The 19,815-nt window shown below is 61.9% G+C and carries 22 protein-coding genes and 1 tRNA gene; 10 read left to right on the plus strand and 13 right to left on the minus strand.

The features are described 5' to 3' along the window. Nucleotides 1-872: hypothetical protein (locus tag AC1DWU_RS15100; protein ID WP_477150821.1), on the plus strand; the 872-nt coding region annotated here is incomplete at its 5' end. A 76-nt stretch (nt 873-948) separates the two neighbouring features. Here the strand turns inward: AC1DWU_RS15100 and AC1DWU_RS15105 are convergent. The 4 genes from AC1DWU_RS15105 to AC1DWU_RS15120 all read right to left on the minus strand — a co-directional run bounded on the left by AC1DWU_RS15105 (nt 949) and on the right by AC1DWU_RS15120 (nt 4,408). Then, nucleotides 949-1,158, minus strand: a complete 210-nt coding sequence (locus AC1DWU_RS15105) for a hypothetical protein (protein ID WP_477150822.1) — start codon at nt 1,156-1,158, stop codon at nt 949-951. Further along, entirely contained in the window at nt 1,145-2,035 is an 891-nt protein-coding gene (locus AC1DWU_RS15110) for an ATP-dependent DNA ligase (RefSeq protein WP_477150823.1), read from the minus strand. Before AC1DWU_RS15110 ends, AC1DWU_RS15105 begins: the two co-directional genes overlap by 14 nt. Before the next feature lie 1,102 nt (nt 2,036-3,137). Continuing rightward, complete coding sequence (locus AC1DWU_RS15115; RefSeq protein ID WP_477150824.1) at nt 3,138-3,563, minus strand: GFA family protein; 426 nt, start codon at nt 3,561-3,563, stop codon at nt 3,138-3,140. Between the two features lie 527 nt (nt 3,564-4,090). After that, complete coding sequence (locus tag AC1DWU_RS15120; protein WP_477150825.1) at nt 4,091-4,408, minus strand: hypothetical protein; 318 nt, start codon at nt 4,406-4,408, stop codon at nt 4,091-4,093. Between the two features lie 183 nt (nt 4,409-4,591). Between AC1DWU_RS15120 and AC1DWU_RS15125 the strand changes: the two genes are divergently transcribed. Beyond that, nucleotides 4,592-4,954 carry a hypothetical protein gene (locus tag AC1DWU_RS15125; protein ID WP_477150826.1) on the plus strand — a complete coding sequence of 121 codons (363 nt, stop codon included), beginning with the start codon at nt 4,592-4,594 and terminating at the stop codon, nt 4,952-4,954. A 48-nt stretch (nt 4,955-5,002) separates the two neighbouring features. On the opposite strand, the gene AC1DWU_RS15130 is transcribed toward AC1DWU_RS15125, so the two are convergent. Continuing rightward, nucleotides 5,003-5,335 carry a hypothetical protein gene (locus tag AC1DWU_RS15130; RefSeq protein ID WP_477150827.1) on the minus strand — a complete coding sequence of 111 codons (333 nt, stop codon included), beginning with the start codon at nt 5,333-5,335 and terminating at the stop codon, nt 5,003-5,005. Between the two features lie 146 nt (nt 5,336-5,481). Here AC1DWU_RS15130 and AC1DWU_RS15135 point away from each other — a divergent pair, with 146 nt between their 5' ends. The 6 genes from AC1DWU_RS15135 to AC1DWU_RS15160 all read left to right on the plus strand — a co-directional run bounded on the left by AC1DWU_RS15135 (nt 5,482) and on the right by AC1DWU_RS15160 (nt 9,715). After that, the gene (locus AC1DWU_RS15135) at nt 5,482-5,736 is read left to right on the plus strand and encodes a hypothetical protein (RefSeq protein ID WP_477150828.1); all 255 of its coding nucleotides are present in this window, start codon (nt 5,482-5,484) and stop codon (nt 5,734-5,736) included. Between the two features lie 617 nt (nt 5,737-6,353). Further along, on the plus strand, nt 6,354-6,782 hold the full coding sequence (locus AC1DWU_RS15140; RefSeq protein WP_477150829.1) for a DUF7674 family protein: 429 nt from the start codon (nt 6,354-6,356) through the stop codon (nt 6,780-6,782). Nucleotides 6,783-6,954: 172 nt separating this feature from the next. Continuing rightward, entirely contained in the window at nt 6,955-7,398 is a 444-nt protein-coding gene (locus AC1DWU_RS15145) for an SMI1/KNR4 family protein (protein ID WP_477150830.1), read from the plus strand. Nucleotides 7,399-7,448: 50 nt separating this feature from the next. Then, nucleotides 7,449-7,907 (plus strand): hypothetical protein, encoded by a 459-nt coding sequence (locus AC1DWU_RS15150; RefSeq protein ID WP_477150831.1) that lies wholly within the window; start codon nt 7,449-7,451, stop codon nt 7,905-7,907. A 769-nt stretch (nt 7,908-8,676) separates the two neighbouring features. Then, a complete protein-coding gene (locus AC1DWU_RS15155) occupies nt 8,677-9,108 on the plus strand; it encodes a hypothetical protein (protein WP_477150832.1) in 432 nt (143 codons plus the stop codon). A gap of 106 nt (nt 9,109-9,214) precedes the next feature. Beyond that, on the plus strand, nt 9,215-9,715 hold the full coding sequence (locus tag AC1DWU_RS15160; RefSeq protein ID WP_477150833.1) for a hypothetical protein: 501 nt from the start codon (nt 9,215-9,217) through the stop codon (nt 9,713-9,715). 68 nt (nt 9,716-9,783) lie between these two features. On the opposite strand, the gene AC1DWU_RS15165 is transcribed toward AC1DWU_RS15160, so the two are convergent. The 6 genes from AC1DWU_RS15165 to AC1DWU_RS15190 form a co-directional block, all read right to left on the minus strand. Then, entirely contained in the window at nt 9,784-10,335 is a 552-nt protein-coding gene (locus AC1DWU_RS15165; RefSeq protein WP_477150834.1) for a hypothetical protein, read from the minus strand. Nucleotides 10,336-10,828: 493 nt separating this feature from the next. Continuing rightward, nucleotides 10,829-11,224: a hypothetical protein gene (locus AC1DWU_RS15170; RefSeq protein ID WP_477150835.1), complete on the minus strand. Its 396-nt coding sequence runs from the start codon at nt 11,222-11,224 to the stop codon at nt 10,829-10,831. Nucleotides 11,225-11,439: 215 nt separating this feature from the next. After that, nucleotides 11,440-11,913 (minus strand): hypothetical protein, encoded by a 474-nt coding sequence (locus AC1DWU_RS15175; RefSeq protein ID WP_477150836.1) that lies wholly within the window; start codon nt 11,911-11,913, stop codon nt 11,440-11,442. A 125-nt stretch (nt 11,914-12,038) separates the two neighbouring features. After that, entirely contained in the window at nt 12,039-12,635 is a 597-nt protein-coding gene (locus AC1DWU_RS15180) for a cation efflux transmembrane domain-containing protein (RefSeq protein ID WP_477150837.1), read from the minus strand. Nucleotides 12,636-12,682: 47 nt separating this feature from the next. After that, nucleotides 12,683-13,462: an SOS response-associated peptidase family protein gene (locus tag AC1DWU_RS15185; protein WP_477150838.1), complete on the minus strand. Its 780-nt coding sequence runs from the start codon at nt 13,460-13,462 to the stop codon at nt 12,683-12,685. A gap of 97 nt (nt 13,463-13,559) precedes the next feature. Beyond that, nucleotides 13,560-14,825: a tyrosine-type recombinase/integrase gene (locus AC1DWU_RS15190; RefSeq protein WP_477150839.1), complete on the minus strand. Its 1,266-nt coding sequence runs from the start codon at nt 14,823-14,825 to the stop codon at nt 13,560-13,562. Nucleotides 14,826-14,964: 139 nt separating this feature from the next. Here AC1DWU_RS15190 and AC1DWU_RS15195 point away from each other — a divergent pair. Further along, nucleotides 14,965-15,043, plus strand: a tRNA-Arg gene (locus tag AC1DWU_RS15195). A 90-nt stretch (nt 15,044-15,133) separates the two neighbouring features. On the opposite strand, the gene AC1DWU_RS15200 is transcribed toward AC1DWU_RS15195, so the two are convergent. After that, nucleotides 15,134-15,337, minus strand: coding sequence for a 2TM domain-containing protein (locus tag AC1DWU_RS15200; protein WP_477150840.1), 204 nt, complete (start codon nt 15,335-15,337; stop codon nt 15,134-15,136). A 187-nt stretch (nt 15,338-15,524) separates the two neighbouring features. Here AC1DWU_RS15200 and AC1DWU_RS15205 point away from each other — a divergent pair, with 187 nt between their 5' ends. Further along, nucleotides 15,525-16,856, plus strand: a complete 1,332-nt coding sequence (locus tag AC1DWU_RS15205; RefSeq protein ID WP_477150841.1) for an MFS transporter — start codon at nt 15,525-15,527, stop codon at nt 16,854-16,856. On the opposite strand, the gene AC1DWU_RS15210 is transcribed toward AC1DWU_RS15205, so the two are convergent. Continuing rightward, the gene (locus tag AC1DWU_RS15210; protein ID WP_477150842.1) at nt 16,853-19,705 is read right to left on the minus strand and encodes an ATP-binding protein; all 2,853 of its coding nucleotides are present in this window, start codon (nt 19,703-19,705) and stop codon (nt 16,853-16,855) included. The genes AC1DWU_RS15205 and AC1DWU_RS15210 overlap by 4 nt on opposite strands. Nucleotides 19,706-19,815: the final 110 nt, after the last annotated feature.

Raw genomic sequence — 19,815 nt, forward strand, 5'->3', positions numbered from 1 at the left:
TTCTACTGTCAGTCTCAGCGGCAGCCCTTGTAGTGGCGGCAGGCGCGGCCAACGCCGCCGATCTGATTGTCGATGAAGCGCCCGTGATGGCCCCCGCGGCTGTATCGGGCATCAAGGGCGTAGTGGACGTGGGTTTGCTCGCGACCTACATCGACCAGACGGATGACCCCACTACTGCATGGGCCGGCGGTGCGTACCTCGGCGCTAGCGTTTGGGGGCTATCCGATAGCTTCTATTGGGGCATTGACGGGTACCTCGAAGGCAACACCTTTGATAACACCGATGAATTCGCGCCGACCTATGTCGGTACCATCGGCGGACACCTTGGCTTCGGCACTGCCGACCTGATGCTCGGCGGCTTTGTTTCGGGCGGCTTTACCCCCAATTTCGCCGATGAGGCACAGGGCGGCTACACCGTCGGTGTCGAAGGCCTGGCCAAGTTCGACAGCTTCGGTCTCTTCGGACAGCTCGGTTATGCCGATATCCGCACCGACGACACGGACAGTGGCTTCACCGGTGGCTTCGTCCGCGCGGGCGCCATGTTTGCGCTCAGCGACGACTTTGCTGTTCTCGTGGATGCCTCCTACGGCCACACCGACGATTTCGAGGATGCCGGCGACGAGGGCACGTTCTGGTCGGCTGGGATCAAGGGTGCCTTCCGTCTCCCGACCGATTTTGATGCGTTCCTGACCGCTGGCTACGAATACGCGGCCTACCAGGCCAACACCGAAGACGATGGGTTCTCCCACACCATCAAGGTTGGCCTCTCCATCCCGTTCGGCGACTCCACGACGGCTTCGGACGCGCTCAACCCGCTGGGTACGAGTGCGCTGCCGTATCGGGCCGCTTCCTGGGCCGAGACCCTGGACTAAGCCTCGACCCTCGAACGAAAATGCGAAGGGGCCCGTCGGGCCCCTTTTCTTTAGCCACCTACCCGCCTTTGTCGCTTCACCCGTAGCTGCGGCGCACGAGCCAGGTGACGCCATCCTCGTGCGGCTCGTCGTCCTCGTCGAACCCGAACCACCCGCGCCAATAACGGAACTCAATGTTCTGCACCTCGCGATCAGCACTGGTGAAGGTCCAGCGCGCAAGGTCCGGCTCGACAAACTCGACCTTGGGCATCCCCGGCTCTGGCGGGTGCTGCTTAGCGGTGATCATGACGTAGCCCCTTGAGTGAGGCAGCTCGCAAGGTGCCGTCACCACGCAAGTGTTTCACCTTGGCCATGAGCCCGGGCTTCAACCAGGTGCCGCGCCGTCTTAAGGGCAGGGCAGGGGTGTCGATGGTGTTCGCCTCGACGTATGCCCAGAAGTCCTCCCGGTCGGCCGCCTTCAGCGTGATGAAGGCATCCCCCACATAGTGCAGGCCGTGCTCGTTTCGGCGGGCAAGGATCGCCACCGGCGCCCCTGTCGGCGACAAGTCCGCGCCGAGGACTTCGAACTCTCCCTCGGTGAAAGTCTTGGTCTTCAGCCAGGCATCGGTGTCGCCGCTCTTATAGCGGCTGCCGCGCTTCTTCGAGACGATCCCCTCGAGGCCCAATGCATCGACCGCGGCGAAGGCCTCTGAGCCGTCTACTCCGAGTTCCTCACTGAACGCCAGGCAAGGTGCCGGCGCGCTCTGCAGGAGCTCGTGCAGTTTGGCGCGCCGGCTCTCTATCGGCCTGCTGCGGACATCCTCCCCGTCCAGGTGCAGCAGGTCGAAGGCGACGAAGATCAGATCCTGCGGACGCCAGCGGATGGCCGCTGGTAAGCCTGAGAAGTCGGCCGCGCCACGGGCGTCGGGCAGGTAGATCTCGCCGTCGAGGATGGCAGACGTGCAGCGGAGTTGGGCTGCGGCCGCAACGATCTGCGGATACTTGTCGGTCCAGTTGGCTCCGCTGCTGGTGAAGGCTTTCGCGGTGCCCGCCTCGACATGCAGTTGGGTGCGATAGCCGTCGAATTTCACCTCGTGCAGCCAACCTTCACCGCTCGGCGCGGTGTCAACCAAGCGGGGCCTGGCGGGCTGGATGAACCGGAGGGCGGGCTTATCGAGGAGCATGATCCCAATTTATTGCGGATGCCGAACGAATCCGAGTCGGCCGGCGATCACTGATTCGTTTGCTCCTCAGGCGTGGCTATCGTCCTCGAAGGGTGGGCCACCCCGGCGACGCTGCGAGAGACCTCCCTTGAGCGTCTCGATCCTCGGACCGAGGGCGTCGCCGTGCATGAACTGGTAGAGGACCACCTGGACGATCACAAGGATTGGTCAGGGCGCCCTTCGGACAGGAGACCATCAGCGTTCGGCTCGACACCGGAACGGTCCTGTCGATTAGCGGGGACCACCTCACCTAACGTCGATCCTCACGGCGAGTGCCTAGGTCAAAACGTCAATCGCCAAGGGTAACAGAATTACCAAAAGACCAGCGCCGATCAACAACGCACCGCGCTTGATCCAACGTCGCTCCGCTATGTTGGAAGGGTTCGATACCTCGGCGCCAAGTCGCTTCGCGTGGTGCTGCCTTTCCGACGGCGGGGTGAGCATGCGCTCGGCAAGACCAGCGTCCATGTCAGTTCCGGCTTTTAGGTGAAACCCCTGAAACGCCTCCCAAAAACAAAAGACGCCGAAAACCGACCCGTTGTTGTCTGTGCCCAATCGCACAGCACCGACAGTTCTCGAGACGAGGCTCAAACGCAACTGGTGATTTCGCGATGTGGAGGTCGGGAGAAACCCCACAGGGGGGCCGCCCGAGCTCGCCTAGTCCATCTTCGTATCAAGCAGATCAGTGATGCACTCGGCCAAGTTGCGAGCGTGCGCTTCGTCCCACCACAGATATTGAGTGTTTCCGGGATATCTTGATTTCAGGATTATGTGGCGGCTACCGTCCTTGGCCCTTTGCCCCACGAAAAGGTCCGTGTGGTCATCGACTTCAAACTTCTTCAAGCGTTCAAACCTCGACAAGACAATGTTGTCGAGGAAGTTGGGATTGCGCTTTTGCCTGCGTGGCATCGGAAGGTTCTGCTTTCCAAAGTCATACACGTGACGGCCACACATCGGGCGCCAGCGTGAGCAGCAGACAAATCTGTCGTCAAGCTGAGCGGGAGCCGCCCCACACAAATGATGATGGGGCGCTTGCAAAACGAACCTGTAGCGCCGGACGCCCCTAGTCGTTTGCGCCCCTGGTCACCTGAATTTGCTGGAAGACATCCCGGCCGAGAACGCGGGCGTTAAGCCCCATCCATGGCACACTCTTGGCATCGACGGGCCACCAATGTGTGGTCATCCCGCAGGTTGGGCAGAAATGAAATTCGAGAAGCCGTTTGTTCCAAACATAGACCGAGGTCGGTCCGCTAATATTGATCTGATCGGGCGGGTAGTATGCCCAAAGAGCTCCCCGCTTCTGGCAGTGTTCACACTGGCAGTCGTTAAGCTCAGTGGGCATCGAGGCGGCGCGGATCTTCACCGCCCCGCAGTGACAGGAACCTTCCACGGAATCGTGTCCTAGCGACATTTTCAACTCCTCCCCAGCTTCGCCCGAGTTGATACTTCTGCCGCAACTTTGTTCGACTGGCGAGGCCCCCAGCCGCATGACTTTGCGCCAATGATGGGCGCCGGAGCCTAACCCAGTTGTCAGAACAGGGACGGCTCTCCAACAGGCTGGGGTGGGTCCTCCTTCGGCCCGACGGAAACCACCTTCAGCGGTGGGGATCAGCAATAAAAAGGGGCCGCTTCACCAGTGGCAATGCGCGCAACGCGAACCGCGTTGCCGATGGCGTCAGCGGGGCGCTTCTCGCCTTTAGGACCGGTTGGTATATCGCTTCCCCATCAGCCGTTTTGCGTCCTCGACGCACTCTTTTAGGAGCAGCGATTCTTCCGTCCCAGTGCGCTCTACTGAGCGACCATCAAGGTGCCAACCCCGAACTCGCCACACGCCGGCAGACACTTCGTCCATGCTGAACGTCCAGCCGGGCAACCCCTGATCGCCTAAGTCTTCGATAGCCATAACCCATACATGCTTTGCGCTAAGCATAGGGCATTCGGACCTTGGAACCATAGGCGTCGAGGGCCGCCAAATTCAAACTGAGACACTACCAGATTACCTACGGGTGTTGGGGCTTAGTGGCGGCGTGGACCCTTGTGCAGATAGTAAAACGGCGGGCCGTCGGAGATTCGGCTATGCCTTTCCAATCCGTCGCCGAAGAAGGCGCTCGGGTCGGCAACGGTGGGTGGTCCATACGGCTCGACCGATGACCAGAAAGAGTACTGACCGCTAGCGATCAGCTCATCACCGAGTTGCCTGACAAGGGACACTGCCTTGTCGCGGGAGATTTCGCATTCCTGTGCGACCTCATCGACAACGTCCCATATTGGGCAATAGCCATCCTGAGCGGCAGTATCGATCGTGCGCTTTGCGATGTCGAAGTTCGCCGTCATCGTCTGAAACTGGCAGTTTGCAGCTGCGGGTCAATCCCTCACAAACAGGGATGGGGTGCGGGGGGCACGCCCAGTGATGGGGTGCGGGGGGAGCGCCCGCAGTGCGATTGGTGGGCGACCTAACCGATACTGTGCCGGGTCTTACCACTTGACTTGGCCCCTGTGGCGCCGAGAAGTTTGTCGATGGCCATTCAGAAATTGCACGTTCGCTCGCCGGTAACTCGCTACACTTTGGAAGACAGCTACGTGCTGAGCGTGTCAGAAAACGAGACCACGTTCAGCATTCACTTGCTAGCCGCCGTACGAGGGGGCAATCCCGCACCAGGGAGCGCCTACGAGTATGAAATATTGGTAGTGCTGGGGCATTCGACGTCGGTCGACTGGTCTAAAATTGACATGGTGCCGAAGATCGATCCGGATGGGTCGGTCGATTTTGGTTTTGTCGAAGAGTTGGCTGAACGCGAGACCCACTTTTTGTTTCGCGGAGAGTGTGGCGAGTTCCGCGCGGAGCTAGCTGCTCCGATGGAGTACTACGTCCTAAGCTGAAGGGATTGCCCCCACAGATAGGGATGGGGTGCGGGGGCACGCCCGTAGCTAGGGTGTCGGGGACTTTTTTCGCCAAGAGGCAAGCTCAGCTTCGACAGGCCACATCGTCAGGATGAAGTGATCGCAACCGTCGTTGTCATGCTCGACTTGGTGAGCGGCATCGGCGTTGTTCGCCACAACATCCTCCAGCGTCCTCGCGGGCTTAGGCTCCCAGATGCAATCAAGCCGGGCCTCAAAGCCGTCTTCGTGACGAATGAAGCCCTCAAAGCGGGCAATAGCCATTCCAGTCGAAGCCGCGCCCAAGCAAACCCGCTTCGCCTCTTGGATGCCCAGCCGGGGGGTCATTTCGCCAGTTGTCGGCGATGGGTCCTGCACGTCCATCCAACAATCCTAGCAGGCAAGCTGCGATCACGCGAGATCGCCCCAGCAGATAGGGATGGGGTGCGGGGGCACGCCCTTAACAGGGGCGTGGGGTAGACAGTGGCATCGTGTTGTTGCTTGTCTCGTCCCGAATTCGGAGTGCCGGTGTGTCGAGCGCGAACCTATCGGACAACCTTCCGCCTGTTGATGAAGCCAAGTTGGTGTGCAGGATTGGCGACCGCATGCGGGTCGTGACGCCTGCTGCCACCGACGATGACGATCCCTTGGTGTTGGGATCGATCTACGAAGCGGTTGATCGGAAATACTACGGTTGGGATTTCGCGCTGATTGAGGGTGAAGGACCGGCATCACTGCGCATCCTCAACTCTCAGGTGCTGACCTACTTGGAACCGCTTCACTAGTCAGTCAGCATCCCCACAGATGTGTCTAGGGTTTGGGTTTGTTCGACGGGGACTGCCGCAGGGCATCGTTAGCTAAGGCCTGCAGCTCTCTCGGCCAAACTTTCCAGCGAAGTGAGGTCTCCGGACTGCTTAGCTTCACTTCATAGTGGCCCCTCCGTCCACCCGCCTCAGCGGCTGAGACGTGGCGAATGCGCACTACCTGCCCAGGAGCAAAGCCTGCGAACTCGCTTGGCAGGGTCGCCAGCACGCCGGGATGAACTTGTGGCCTGTCCATTGCCCGACCGACTGCCTCAAACAACGGGTGCAAGAACGACGGATAGTCGGAGAGAGTCTTCATAGGCTCCAAGTTAAAGGTAGCTGGCCTGAGCCGTCGAGCCCCCTCAAACGTAGGGCAGGTGTGGGGGCATGGTGCTGGCGGACTGGGAGAGAGCCCTCTACCTCATTGCTGAGGTGCCAGCTGATCGCCTCGCCAAGTCTTGCCCCCCGGCTTGGCTAGGCCGATTTCACTGCCACCAAATTCGGTCCCCACCACACGGTGATGGGGTGTGGGACCACGCCCGTAGTGCTGGTGTGGGGGACCACTTAACGGCCTCAGCGAAATGGGCCATTGTCGTTCGATGATCACACGTCACAACATGTTTGAACCCCTAGTTGAGGCTGTTCCCGGCTTTCGGCATCAGCGGGATGCGTTCGTTGCCTATTGGACAAGCCCCGAAAACGTGGACGGTTATCCGGTTGGCGATCTGCCAAACTACCTTTTGCTCGCCGAACTCGCGACCTATTTTGTCGATCAACTTCATATCGGAGAGACCCGGGAAGTGGTGGCCGGCCTAGGTGTCTGCGAGCAATGGCTGATCAAGGGCGATAACTACGTTCGCGAGGCCGCGACGGTTGGGCTTCTTGAGAGGCTCCAGGACCGTGTGGAAGTTCAACAGTTGCCCGAAGAGCGGATCACCATCCTTCTAGGCCGGGAAGGCCTCAGATGGTGGGAGAAGCTCAAGGACTTCTGGTCGAGCGGAAAATTGTTGGTCGACGATCCCAACTAGGCCAACAGATGTAGCGCGGGTGTCGGGGGTTGTTTCCGCGATAGCTAAAGCCCAAGGTTTGAGTATGACACCAGCAGAGCGACTCCATCAAAGGTGGATCGAGGAGTGCTACCACGCGTGGCACGGCCCGCGGGAGATGCAGGACTGCCCGTTGGCGGACTTGGGATTGCCTATGGCAAACGAAGAACTAGTCGCGGCCAAAGAGAAGCTGCTTGCGCTTACCTTCCCAGAAGAGTTTCGCGAGCACATCTTGCGAGGCTTTTTGTCCAGCGATCATGACGACGCGGAGAACATGATTACCTTTTGGGCCCTAGACCGACTTGCCACAGTTCGCTCGGAACTAGGGAACGACCACTATAACTCCGCCAACGATCCGCTGGACGAGTATGTTGTTTTTGCGGACCTCATGGGCTGGTGTTGGGCTTGGGCCCTAAACTGCGGTGACGGACCCGACCGCGGCCGTATTGCACTGCTAAAGGATCGCGATCACTGGCATGTGTTCAATAGTTTCTCCGAGTTTGCGGACTGCTACCTCGAAGCCGCTATCGATCTAGCGTGCGAAGGGTATCGAACATCGGAGCGGCAAGCTGTAACCGTTGGCGCTCCCCACAAATAGGGATGGGGTGCGCGGGGCACGCCCGAGCTTAGGGCGTGGGGTTGTTGACGATGCTCACCGGCACCACTTTTGGTCGGGAAGGTGCGATGGATAGTTCGATCCTGCGGACCACGAGCTTGTTGGCGTTGTGCTGTTCGGTGACCCTGAGCGGGTGCAGCGCGTTGTCTCCGCCGGAAGACCCGCTGGTGCGCAAATTGGTCTCAGTGGTCACCGACGATTATATGCCCCATGAGCTGCTGGAAGCGGGTGAGACGTTGGCACTGGAGCCGACAGTTAAGGGGCTGGAAAGCGAGGGGTTTCGTGAGAACTTCGCTGTCCTCCCCGAGGTTGATCATCAGTTCTGCGGAACCCGACAGGTCCCAATTGCTGGCACTGCTCGGGGGGCAGCACCGGAAAGCGGGGCTTCCTACGCTCTGCAGCGCCCCGGCTACCTAGTTGCACTTGACGTCGATAGAACATGCCGCGTGGTTCGCGTGAGAGGCTGGAAAATGATGCCAAACTCATTCTAGTCGCTACAGCCACACATAGTGATGGGGCGTGGGGGCACGCCTGTGGCGCCGGGTGTGGGTGGCCAGCCATTGTTCCCCCGTGCTAGCCATGGCCATGATTGAAGAAGCGGCAGCTCCAGACATCCGCCTTGGGCCATTGTCACTGTGGGCCATCGGGCGACTATCGGTTCCCTCTCCCGACCCGTGGTGGATAGATGAGGTCGTTTGTCGGATAGTGGTTTCCGACGCTGGCGTTACCGTCGAGCTGGACGGAGCGATCCCAAGTCGCAACTTTCGTTTCTTCGCTGTCGAACTGGAGGCGCTCCACCGCGACCTCAGCGGCCTAGCGACGCTTGACGGGAGCGATATGGGCCTCGTGGCAACGCTGGGAGCAAAAGGATCTACAGGTCACATCCTCAGCACGTTGCGGTTGTGGCCCGGAGGAGCATGGACGTCTGCCATGGAGGCCGAGTTCAACTGCGACCAATCGTACTTGTCCCAGTTGGGCGCTGAGGTGCGGAGGGTGCTAGTTCGCTTCCCGGTCATGGTTGATGCTCCCGGGCTTGGCTTCAAAGCTGACGCACAGGGTGCCGATCCCCACAAATAGTGATGGGGTGTGGAGGGCACGCCCGTAGCGAGGGTGTTGGGGCGGCCAAGCTCGCGTAGGGAGGTTGCCGCTTCAACTGCACCCTCGGAGATTGCTGCCTTGATGGACAAGCCTCAGCCCTCGCCGAGCATCACAGACGAACATCGAAGCCTAGGAAAGGTGCAATCTTCCGGGTGGCGCGTAATGCTGGCATTCGCCCTTGCACCCGCCTCGCCGGTGATACTCTTCCCGGTTGTGTCCGCGCTGCGCGGCACCGCTCTAGACCCTGTGATTTGGACCTTCGTGCCGTGGATGATCGCCGTCGGCGCATACCTTCCAACAGTTGTCCTCGGGATACCAACGTATGCCGTGCTGTCACGGATGATGCGTCTGTCTCCATTCAACTGCATGCTTTCAGGGGCCATCATAGCCGCTGTTCCATGGTTCGTGATCTTTGCTTTTGTGGGACCCGACCAATCTTACTTCGAAGGGGAGTTGATGCGAGTAGGCGGGCTTCCAACCGTCGCCGGCTGGTTGCAGCTTTCTGCAATATTCGGCCAGATCGCAGTCTACGGCGCCTTTGGTGGCTTGGTATTTTGGGCAATCGCAGCCGCCAGCCTCAAGCCCAACAGATAGTGATGGGGTGCGGGGGGCACGCCCGAGGTTAGGGTGTGGGGGCTTCACATGTGCAACCGCCGGTAGTCTATTGTTCCGGGACGGTTGCTCCGGAGGATAGTCATTGATGAAGCATCTAGCAGCTTACTCGACAGCCATATTGGCTGTGTGCGCTGCGTCGGCATCAGCCGACGAGTTGCGGCGGCTTGGCTCGTCGCACGTTTTGATGGAGCTCCCGGATGACTTCACGGTCAACGCGAAGGCCACTGGACGGTCCGCTTCAGATCAACGTGGAATGGTCACGGCGCAAGATGTTCCCGCCAATGTGCTATCGCCCTTCCCGGCAAGCAACGACACCGAGACGGTGAAGGCGTTTGCCCGAACGCTTTGGCCAGACGCCCTGGATGCCAGCATGAGATTTCGCACTTTTGGGACCCATCAATTTTCCATCTTAAGCGCAGCCCACACCACCAAAGGCGTCGAAGACCGTTCTTGGTTCATATGGGGCGAAGGCGATCCGAAGGTATTCATCACCTTTTTCCAGGTCGAGCCGGATTTGGGCTCCGTGCACTTCGACGAAGGCGCAGTGGACCGGCTCTTGCAGGAAGCCCGGTACTCGCCGGAGTGAACGTGGGCGCCCCAATCCACGCCCGCACTACGGGTGTGGAGGCGTGTCATAACCGGTGGCGAGCAAAGCTAGACCCATAGCGGCAGGTCAGGCATCAGGAAAACCACGCGCCGCAAATCGTCGTCATCCTCAAACACCCGAGGCGATTTGCAACCTGCAAAGATCGGGCGCCTCTCCGGTTCTGCGTCTAATCGAAGCTCACCACCGTCCGACAAGGTGAGTTCCATTGTCGTCCTGTCAACTCGTAGGCTGACGATAGTGCGGCCGATCATTGACCGGGTGAGTTCGTCCCGATCCCACGGGGCCATACCATCTCCAGGCACGTAGTTGATGTTCCCCAGGATGCGATCGTTGAACCTCAGCCAGTTCTCGGCGCCCCAAAGGGCGATCGTCAGCCACTCCTTGCCCAGAAGTAAACCAAAGAATCCAGCGCCTCCCATGCCATAGGTGCCAATGTTCTGGCTGATCTCGTCGATGGGACGCCCTAGCACCTCCGTCTCTGCGACCGGCTGGGGGAGGAATGGCACAAGCTCAGCGCGCGGCCCGAGAGGGCCTTGTTGGCTCTCGGGTATTTCAGAGCCCCCCTCAATCTCGAACGTGAATTCGGTTAGCGAGCGCAAGTGCTGCTCCTGTGAGACGAACTTACCCCACACGTAGTGATGGGGTGCGGGGGCACGACCGGAGCTAGGCAGTGGGGTTGCGGCGATAGGAGAACGCTACCTCAGTCGATGCAAATTCTCGAGCAATAGCCTCACCGTCGGCTGCCGACTGGTCTGCAAAGCCAGTGACGACTAGCGACGTTACCTCGGGATGATGCTCAAGAGCGCTGTCTAGGATCGTTGCAAGCGCATCCGGCGTACGTGCCAGTCCACTCGTGAGCGTCAATCGCATCGTTTCGACGGTGGACCACAGCCCCTCGGCGTTGGCGCGGTTGTGCGACGTATCTCTACACCACAGGTATCCCTGCCGAGTGAGTGCCGCCATGGCGCTATGCCCAAAGTTGTCCTCAAACGCGATAGTTAGGTGGGAAGATGGCATGACAGGAGTGGTACCAAAGGTATCGGGCTCTGGCGATATGTACCCCCACACAGGGTGCGGGGGCACCCCCGTATTCTAGGGGGTAGGGCCGGTGACGAGGGGCGGATTGAGGCTCAAGACGTCAATCAGATCGTTGTTTAGAGCGAGAAGGAAATGCCGGGGGGCCAGTTTTTTCCGAATGCCAAGGCTGTGAGCGTGGAACCACTCGACAAACTCCGACGGCCCGTCGACCTCATAGAACCAACGGCCGATTACGCCTTGGGAACTTATCTGGTGCAGTTCGGTAAGGGCGTCTCCTTCGTCGCGCTTTCGATAGGCGAGGTAGTCTTCAAAGGCCACTCTCGTTTCCCTGTTGGTGACATCATGAACAACCACCGCGAGGGTTCCCCACTCGTCAGTTAGGGCAGAGAACTCGAATGGCCCGCTTTGCGCGAGGTCCGAGAGAATTGGCCGATAGCGGTTCGATGACATTGGTACGATGCTAGCTGTGGCAGGCTGTCACATTGGCGATCTAAAAGAAGTTGAGAAACCTGAACCACCACCATGGCCTCCCGTTGCGCGACCTAAGGGCTAGTGCCTTCCCCCCTGCAGTTCACCGCCCACCCCGTGGGCGGAAAGAGTGCTCGTGCAGGCTTTGTCGGCCGTGATGCAGACGTACTAGCCCCGCTGGCTTGTTCTCACTTCGTTCACGGATGTATCAATCGGGAATGAGCCCATCCGACGATCCCTTCAGCGGCCACCTTTCGGACTTCCGGCACCCCCGGTTGACGATTGTTTGCACGCCCTGCGGCCGCAACGGCGAATACAGCGTCGGATCCCTTCGCAGAAAGTTCGGCAATTCGCCGTTGGCCGACGTCTGCCGGTTGGTCGCCATGGCCGGCCAGTGCCCGAAAGCGATGCAGTACCCCGGCACCGACTGCACTGCCCATTTTGCCCGAAAGTACATTGCCAATGAGGTTCGCAGCCTTGGCGCTGCGCTTCACGCTGGGTGGACCCTTAGCCTCCGATGCGAGGGCAGGCACGAGGGTCTGAAGACAAAGAAGCCCTGCATTCAGGCGTTCTCGATCGACCTCGAAAGCCTGGTCGCCGGGCTGGGTCACGAGTTTCCAATCGAACAGCTGCAGCGGAAAATGTGCTGTCCTCGCTGTGGCAGCCGGCATGTGTCGCTGTACTGGAGTACACCTCCGCGGCCGCGAGCTACGGAGCCAGTGCCGCTGCGCCGGGCAGGGTAGAGCAGCATCCGGTTCTGGCCCTTTCGGCCGGCGCGAATAGATCTTGGCTGCTGCTAAGCAGCTTCCTTGTGCTCCCCTCGAGCGGCTTCCCAGACCTCGCGAGCGGCATCGATGTTCATCGCGGCAATCGCCAGTCCGACAATCACGTCAGGCCACACGGACTGCCAGATGTAGGCCGTTACCAGCCCCGCTAGGATGATCGCCACGTTTGCAATGGCATCGTTGCGAGCTGACAGGAATGCTGCCCGTGTGAGGCTGCCGCTGTGGGCCCTAAACCGAGCAAGGATGAAGGCGCAGGCAAGGTTGACCGTCAACGCACCCGCGCCTGTCAGCGACAAGGCAAACGGTTCGGGTGGAACCGGGTTGGTGAATTTCCCCCACAGCGCCAAGAGGAGCGCCAGGGCCGGCACCAGCAGGATCCCGGCGAGCACCATTCCGACGCGGGCACGGGTGATAGGCGTCCACGCCAAGGCGAAGAAGATCAGCAGGTTTACCGAAGCGTCCTCAAGGAAATCGACACTGTCGGCGAAGAGTGAGACCGACCCTATCGAAAGGGCGACTGCGAACTCGATCCCAAAGTAGCCCAGATTAAGCAGGGCCACGATCAGGACAGCCCGTCTTRGCCCGGCATTCACTGGATCAGAACTCATTGACAACCTTTCGAACTACAAGCCTTAGCCACCGTGCCGAAAGGGTCTCAGAACAGGGACGGCTCTTCGACCGGCTCCGGCGGGTCCTCTTTCGGGCCGACCGAAACCACCTGCAGCACGCCGGGCGGCAGTGGCCGCTGCAGTAGTTTGGCCTCCTCCCATGGCGCTGTCATCCAAATCTCGATCTCTTCGGGCGTGGTGAGGATCACTGGCATGGCGTCAGGATTCGCCTGCGCCACGACGTCGTTCGGATCGGTAGTGAGGAAGGCGAAGAGGTCGCTGGTTATCATGCCCTCGGAGGTCTTCCGCACGCTGGTCCACTGCGGCGCGAAGATGCCGGCGAAGAACGCGAGCGGCCGACTGTTGTCGAAGGCGAACCAGGTGTTGCCCAGTTTCTTGCCGTCCGGGCCGATCTCACTACTCACCTCGGCAAAGCTGGTGAATGGCACGATGCAGCGGAACTCCGGCGCCAGCCATCGCTTCCAGTGCTGGCTCTTGGTGTTCCGCACGTTGTGGGTGCCGCGGTCGGGCTCCATTCGCACCAGGTCGGCGAACTCGTCTGCGGTGAGGTCGCGGCCTTGCTTCTTCGCAATCTTGTCCGCGCGTGCCTGGGCCGCTTGGTAGAGAGCTTGCGATGAGGTGGGCATGCCCCAGCGGACCTTGATCAGTTCGCGGAAGCTCGGCTGGTTGCGGATGATTGGCGCCAGCATGTCGGGATAGACTCCGGTCTGCGGCGGCAGGTTGCCGATGTTCGAGGCCACCTCGAAGGTGAATCTAAGAGCCCTCAAGGCTTCGAGATTGGTGGTGATGGAGTAGGCGTGACACATTGCGCGATGCTACTCGGGCTGCCCGTTCTCGCCAATGGTGGTCGCCGACTCGGCATGGTCCCGGCACCACCCCCGCCGCCGCTCGAGACTGGCCGAGCTATTTGGTTGTCCGTCTCTTTCCGATATCGACAATCTCCGCCTGGCCTTTGCCGCCAAATGCCGCGGAAATGGATCTAGAGATTGCATCCGCCGCAACCTTCACCGGGTCATCAGAAAGATGCGCATAACGGCTGGTCGTCTTTACGTCGGCATGGCCGAGGATAGCGCCGATCACCGGCAAGGCGTCGCCGCGTGCCAAACCCACCGACGCGAAGCTGTGGCGTAGATCGTGCAACCGAAGATCGGGAAGACCGGCGGCGGTCCGCGCTTTCCGCCATATCTTCTCGACGCCTTGGAAGTGACTTTCCCCGCTCGCTGCCGGGAACACGAATTCACTGCCCTCGATGGCGTCGACGCTTGCCAGCACTTCACAAGCCGGCGCACCGATCGGGATCACCTTTGCCCCGGTCTTGGAGTCGCCAAGGCGAAGGTAGCCGCGCTCAAGGTCAACTTCAGACCAGCGAAGCGCGGCGATCTCGCTCTTGCGAGCGCCGGTGAAGGCAAGCAGCCGGATGATCGCCATCGCTGAAGGGTTGGCGCTTTCGGCCTCCAATGCGGTCAACGCCGCGCCAACCTTCGCGAGGTCAGCCGCCGACAAGAACGTTTCACCTTTCTTGTCGGCATAGCGCTTAACCCCCCGCACTGGGTTGTCGGTGCGAAGCTGGCGCGACACGGCGAAAGTCATGATCCCGCCGAGCAGGCCGACAGTGCGGGTGGCAGTGCCTTTGCCGCCTTCGACGATAGCGCGCCCGTGCCGCTTGGTTTTCTCGTCGGCGGCCGTCTTGCCATTCGCCACATCGCGCATGAACTTTTCGACGTCCGTCCGGGTAATCTCGCCAATCCGCTTCTTGCCGAGCAGTGGTTTGATATGCCGCTCGATCCGGCCCGTGTCGGTGGCGATGGTGCTGGCCTTCTTGGTTTCGCAGCCCTCTTGAAGATAGAGATCGCAAACCTTGTCGAAAGTCATTTCGGCGCGAAGTTTGGCCTTCTCCGCCGCGCGGTCCAGTCCAAGCTCGGCTTGGTTAATGATAGTCTTGGCTTCGTCGCGGGCCTTGTCTGCCTCGATCTTGCCGACCGCACCAATGGTGACGCGGCGCTGAGGAGTGTTCCGCCCACCGGTGCGATAGACCACGACGAATGACTTCGCGCCGGTTGCCCGAACGCGCACCCCGAAGCCGGTCAATTCGCCGTCCCAATGCACGTAGTCCTTGCCCGTCACCTGAAGGGCATCAACCGTCCGCTTGGTGATCCGTCCCGCCGCCATTTTCCCGTCCTCCACTGTGCAGCTCGATCGACGGGGTAACACCGGGGTAACACGTCGAGGGGAACTTGCAGTAACCGTGAGAAATTGAGTTATGGCAGAAAAGCGATGATTTACAAGGGGTATGAGGACTTTCGGAAACGCGAGGAAGCGGCAAGAAACCGCAAACCCTTGCCCTCCGAAGGCAGAGGTCATGAGTTCGAATCTCGTCGGGTGCGCCAAATCCCACACCACTCGAATAAAGCTGCGAACTCTCGAGCCGTCCGCTCGGCCTGAAGCGGACATCGGGTCGAGCGTTTGGGCCTTCGTCCTCACTTGCTCGCGCCGGCACCCGGCCCGAGGACGAACCACCAGTGCGCGAGGACGCCGATGCCCCAGCCGATGAGGGGCCAGACGACCCAGTAGGGCTCGCCAAGATAGTAGTTGAGCGCGGCAAGAAAGATCATGGCGACAACGAAGACAAAGGCGTGGATCTGGAACCCCCGCTTCTGGTTTACAGGGCTCGACTGCATCATGGCGACCTCGCGGCTTATGGTTTGCACCACAATAGGGCGGCGAGACGGGCTGTTCTTTGCGGCGCTTGCCTCCGACAAGGCCGATGTTGCTATTTTGCGCCCACCGCCAAGGCCCCGCCAACTTGTCGCCCTAGCGCTGCCATGCCACTGATTATCTGAGCAGTGACAGACAGATGGGGACCACCAGATGGCAACGGACCGAACGCCGGACCAGACCACGATCTCGGCGCGCGCCGGCTGGTACGCTGTCGCCGTCCTTTGCCTGGCGCTGCTGGTCTCATTCACCGACCGGCTGGTCATCAATCTGGTGGTTGATCCGATCCGCAGCGGACTGGGCCTGACCGACTTCCAGATCAGCCTGCTGCAGGGTGCGGGATTTGCCGTCATCTTCGCGCTGGCCGGCCTCCCGAGCGGCCGGCTCGCCGATTGGGCCAACCGCCGCAATGTCATCATCGCCGGCATCTCGCTGTGGTCCGCGGCGACGATTGCCTGTGGGCTCGCCGGCGACTTCTGGAGCTTCTTCGTCGCCCGCGTCGGCGTGGGCCTCGGCGAGGCGGCCCTGATCCCAGCCGCCTCATCGCTGATCATCGATTGCTTCTCGCCGCGCCGTCGCGGCACGGCGTTGGGGATATTCGCGCTCGGAGCGACCTTCGGTACGGGAACGGCCCTGTTTGTCGGCGGCCTGCTGCTGGGCTGGAGTGCTGCCGGCTGGTTTGACGGTATCCCCTTGATCGGGCCGCTCGAGGCGTGGCGGCAACTCTTCGTTCTGGTGGGCATCCCGGGCTTCGTGCTGGTGCCGCTGCTGCTGCTGATCCGTGAACCGCAACGCGCACACAGCTCAGGGCTGTTGCCTTTGGCTGCGGTGGTACGGCAGCTGCTGGCCGACAATGGCGCCGTGCTGCGCGTCTGCCTTGTCAAGGGCGCGCTCGGGATCGGCGACTATGCGCTGATCTCGTGGCTGCCCACGCTGCTGCAGCGTTCGCACGGGATGACGCCGCTCGAGGCCGGTGGCCTCGTGGCACTGTCGATCACCACCAGCGGCGTGATCGCGTCGGTGGCGGGCGGGGCGCTCTCGGACTGGTTCGTGCGGCGCTGGGGCGTGCCATCGCGCGTGGTGCTGCTGCTCGGGTGCTACTCGCTGACGTTGGTCGGTGCCTCGGCGACATTCCTGGCGGGCACAGGCCAGCAGGCGGCGATCGCCTTCGCCGTCTGGGCGCTCGGGTCGATCAGCGGCTATGTGATCGGGCATGTGGTGATGCAGGAGGGCGTGCCCAACGAGATGCGGGCGACGACGATCGCGCTGTCGCTGACCATCACTGCGCTGCTCGGCATCGGCCTGGGTCCGACGCTGGTGCCGCTGGTGGCGGAGCACATCTTCGATGGCGCCGGTGCGCTCCAGGCGGCCATGGCCAGCGTGAGTTTGGCGGCGGCCCTGCTAGCGCTGGTCATCGTGCTACCGTCGATCCGGCGTGGGATCGGTTTTCTTCGCGCCGGAACTGCGAGTGCTGAGGCGAGCTAGGCGGGTCGGCTGACGACGAGTGCCCCGGCCCGTTGCACGTCGCCAGTGCCGAAACCCTCGGTGAAGCGAGCGAGCGTGGTGGAGAGCCCATCCTCGGCTGCGGCATTTCCACCCCGCGTGCGCCAGAGTTTCACGAGGCTGATTGCCGATCGCAGTTCCCAACCCAGCGCGTGGTCGCGTTGCGCCAGTTCGATCGACTGCAGGTAGCACTCGACCGCGCGCTCCCAGCGGTCGGGCGCCTCGAAGCGGATGACGTTGCCCTTGATCCTCAGGATCTCGGGGATGCCGACAACCTGGCCGTTATCCCTGCAAATCGCCAACGCCTCGTCGATAGCGGCGAGACCGCCCTCGACGTCGCCCTGTCGGGCGAGCGCCTCGCCAAAGTTGGTGAGGTAGTTTGGGTAGCGCAGGCGGAAGCCGCCCTCGCGCACTTCGGCAAGGTTGTCGCGAAGATGTGGCAGGTCCAGTTGCTCGCCCAGATACAGGCTGAGCCGGGAGCTGCCGCCGGTCGCCATTGCCCGCCAGATCGTCAGTCCATGGCGCCTGGCATGTTCGATGCCGCGATCGATGAAGCTCCGGGCGCCCGTGTAATCCCGCACATACATGGCGATCATTGCCGAGCCGTGCAGCAGCGCAGAACACAGCGACACCGCATAGTTCGACGCCTCCGCGTCCTCGAGTTGCTGGCGGGCAGTGGCCAGCGCCTGGTCGGCGAACCCCTGCAGCCAAAGGACCGTCGCGAGTGCGCCGCGGGCGATAAGGCGCTGGTCGAATTCGAAGCGCATGGCATCGGGGCGTTGGCCGGCGACGAAGGGTTTCTGAACGATGCCCTCGAGCCGGTAGCGAGCCGCTCCGAGCGCGCCGAGCCAGTGCAGCGCCGATCCGGCCTGCGCGTCAGCATCGCCCGCGGCCGCCCTCTGTCCCTTGCCTTCAAGGGCCAGGATGCGATCGGAAACCGTCATGGCGGCGCGGGAGTCGCCAGTCCAAAGCTCATATTCCGAGAGGCCGCGCAGGCATTCGAGCTGCAGGTCGGTGTCATCAAGCCCTTCGGCGATGCCGAGCGCCTTGGTCAGCGAGACCTTCACCGCCAGCAACGGCCCGCGTGAGTGGAGCAGCGTCGCGCCGAGGGTGAGATTGAGCAGCAACTCGTCGCGATCGCTACGGTAGGGCGCCAGCCGGTCGTCCAGCGCGCGCTCGACAGCAATGCGGAACTCCTCGATCAGCGACATCTGCTTGCCGAAGGGGATGGCCGCAACCGTCACCCGGACACATAATTCACCCGAACTGGGATCCTCGAAGGTCCAGCGCAGCGCGGCGCGAACGTCGCCAACCTTACCGGCGTGGCGGTCGAGCCAATCGGCGTGCGGGAGCCGTTCCATATCGGCCTTTGCCGCCCCGAGCAGCGCGATGCAGTGTTCGGCATGGCGGCGGCGAACCCGGTTCAGCTCATCGCTTTCTGCGAGCTTTTCGAGTGCATAGGCGCGGGTGGAATCGAGCTGGCGGTATTCGATGCCGCTGTCATGCACCTCGGCCGTGACCAGCGATTTGGCGACGAGGCGGGCGAGATCCGCCGTAACCTCCGGCCGGTCCACTCGACCATCGATGGCGCAGGCCGAATTGAGGCTGAAGCTGCCGGCAAAGACCGAAAGCTTGCGCATCAGCGCCTGCTCGGCCGGCGAGAGCAGATGATAGCTCCAGTCGATCGTCGCCAGCAGGGTGCGGTGCCGTTCGGGGCCGCCACGCCGTCCCTCGAGCAGGCTGAAGCGATCGTTGAGAGCGTGCAGCAGGCCGGCGACGCCAAGCGCCTCGACATTGGTCGCTGCCAGTTCGATGGCGAGGGCGAGGCCATCGAGTCTGCGGCAGATCTCGGCCGCATCCGGGGCATCCACATCGCTCAGCGTGAAGGCTTCGTTGCGGTCGACGGCGCGATCGACGAACAGCTGGATGGCGGGGAAGGTCAGCGCTTCGGCGGCTGTCAGCCCCGCCGCATCAGCAGGCGTCGCCAGACCCGGCAACCGCCGGACGCGCTCGCCCCGAACCCGCAGCGGCTCGCGGCTGGTGGCCAGAACTCTGGTGCTGCCGCTTTCGGCGAGGATTCGATCGGCAGCGGCGCTGACGCCATCAATGACATGCTCGCAGCTGTCGAGCACCAGCAGCATCTCCCGGTCGCGCAGGTAGTGGCAAAGCGCCTCGAGCATATTGGCCGAGTGAGCCGTCAGGCCGATGGCGGTGGCAATGGCGTTGGGCACCAGGGCGGCGTCGGTCAGCGGCGAGAGGTCGACCAGCCACGCGCCGTCGCGATGGTTCGCAATCTCGCCCTCGGCGACGGCCAGGGCCACGGTGGTCTTGCCGACGCCCCCGGGGCCGACGATAGAGACGATCCGCGCTTCGCTCAGTTCGGCGTGAACGGCGTCGATGACCGACTGGCGCCCAACGATCCTGGTGGTGGCGGTGGGCAGGTTGCTCGCCCGGCTGCCGGCGCCGACCGCCACGCCGATATCGGAGTCCATCGCCAGGGTGACAGGAGCCACGAAGCGATAGCCGCGGCCGATCACTGTGGCGATATAGGGCGTCCCATCCGGCGCGTCGCCCAGCGATCGGCGCAGCGCATTCATGTTCACCTTGAGGTTGCTCTCCTCGACGAACAGCGTCGGCCAGACCAGGGCCATCAGCTCGCGCTTGCCGACGACTTCGCCGGAGCGCCGGACCAGCACCGTGAGCATATCGAAGGCGCGGCCGCCGATCCGCACCGGCGCCCCATCGCGCAGCAGCAGGCGCCGCTCCGGCAGCAGCCGAAACGGCCCGAACGCATAGGACTGGCTGAACTGTTCCAGCGCCAGGTCGGTCATGCTGTTGAACCCATATCCCCTCGGGCAGCCTAGCACAGCCCGCGGCAAGTTTAACCGCGCTTAACTCGCCGATGCCTGCAGCCTGGGCAAATGTGCCCTGCCGCCTATTC

The sequence above is a fragment of the Devosia sp. P2_G7 genome (genome assembly GCF_056403495.1).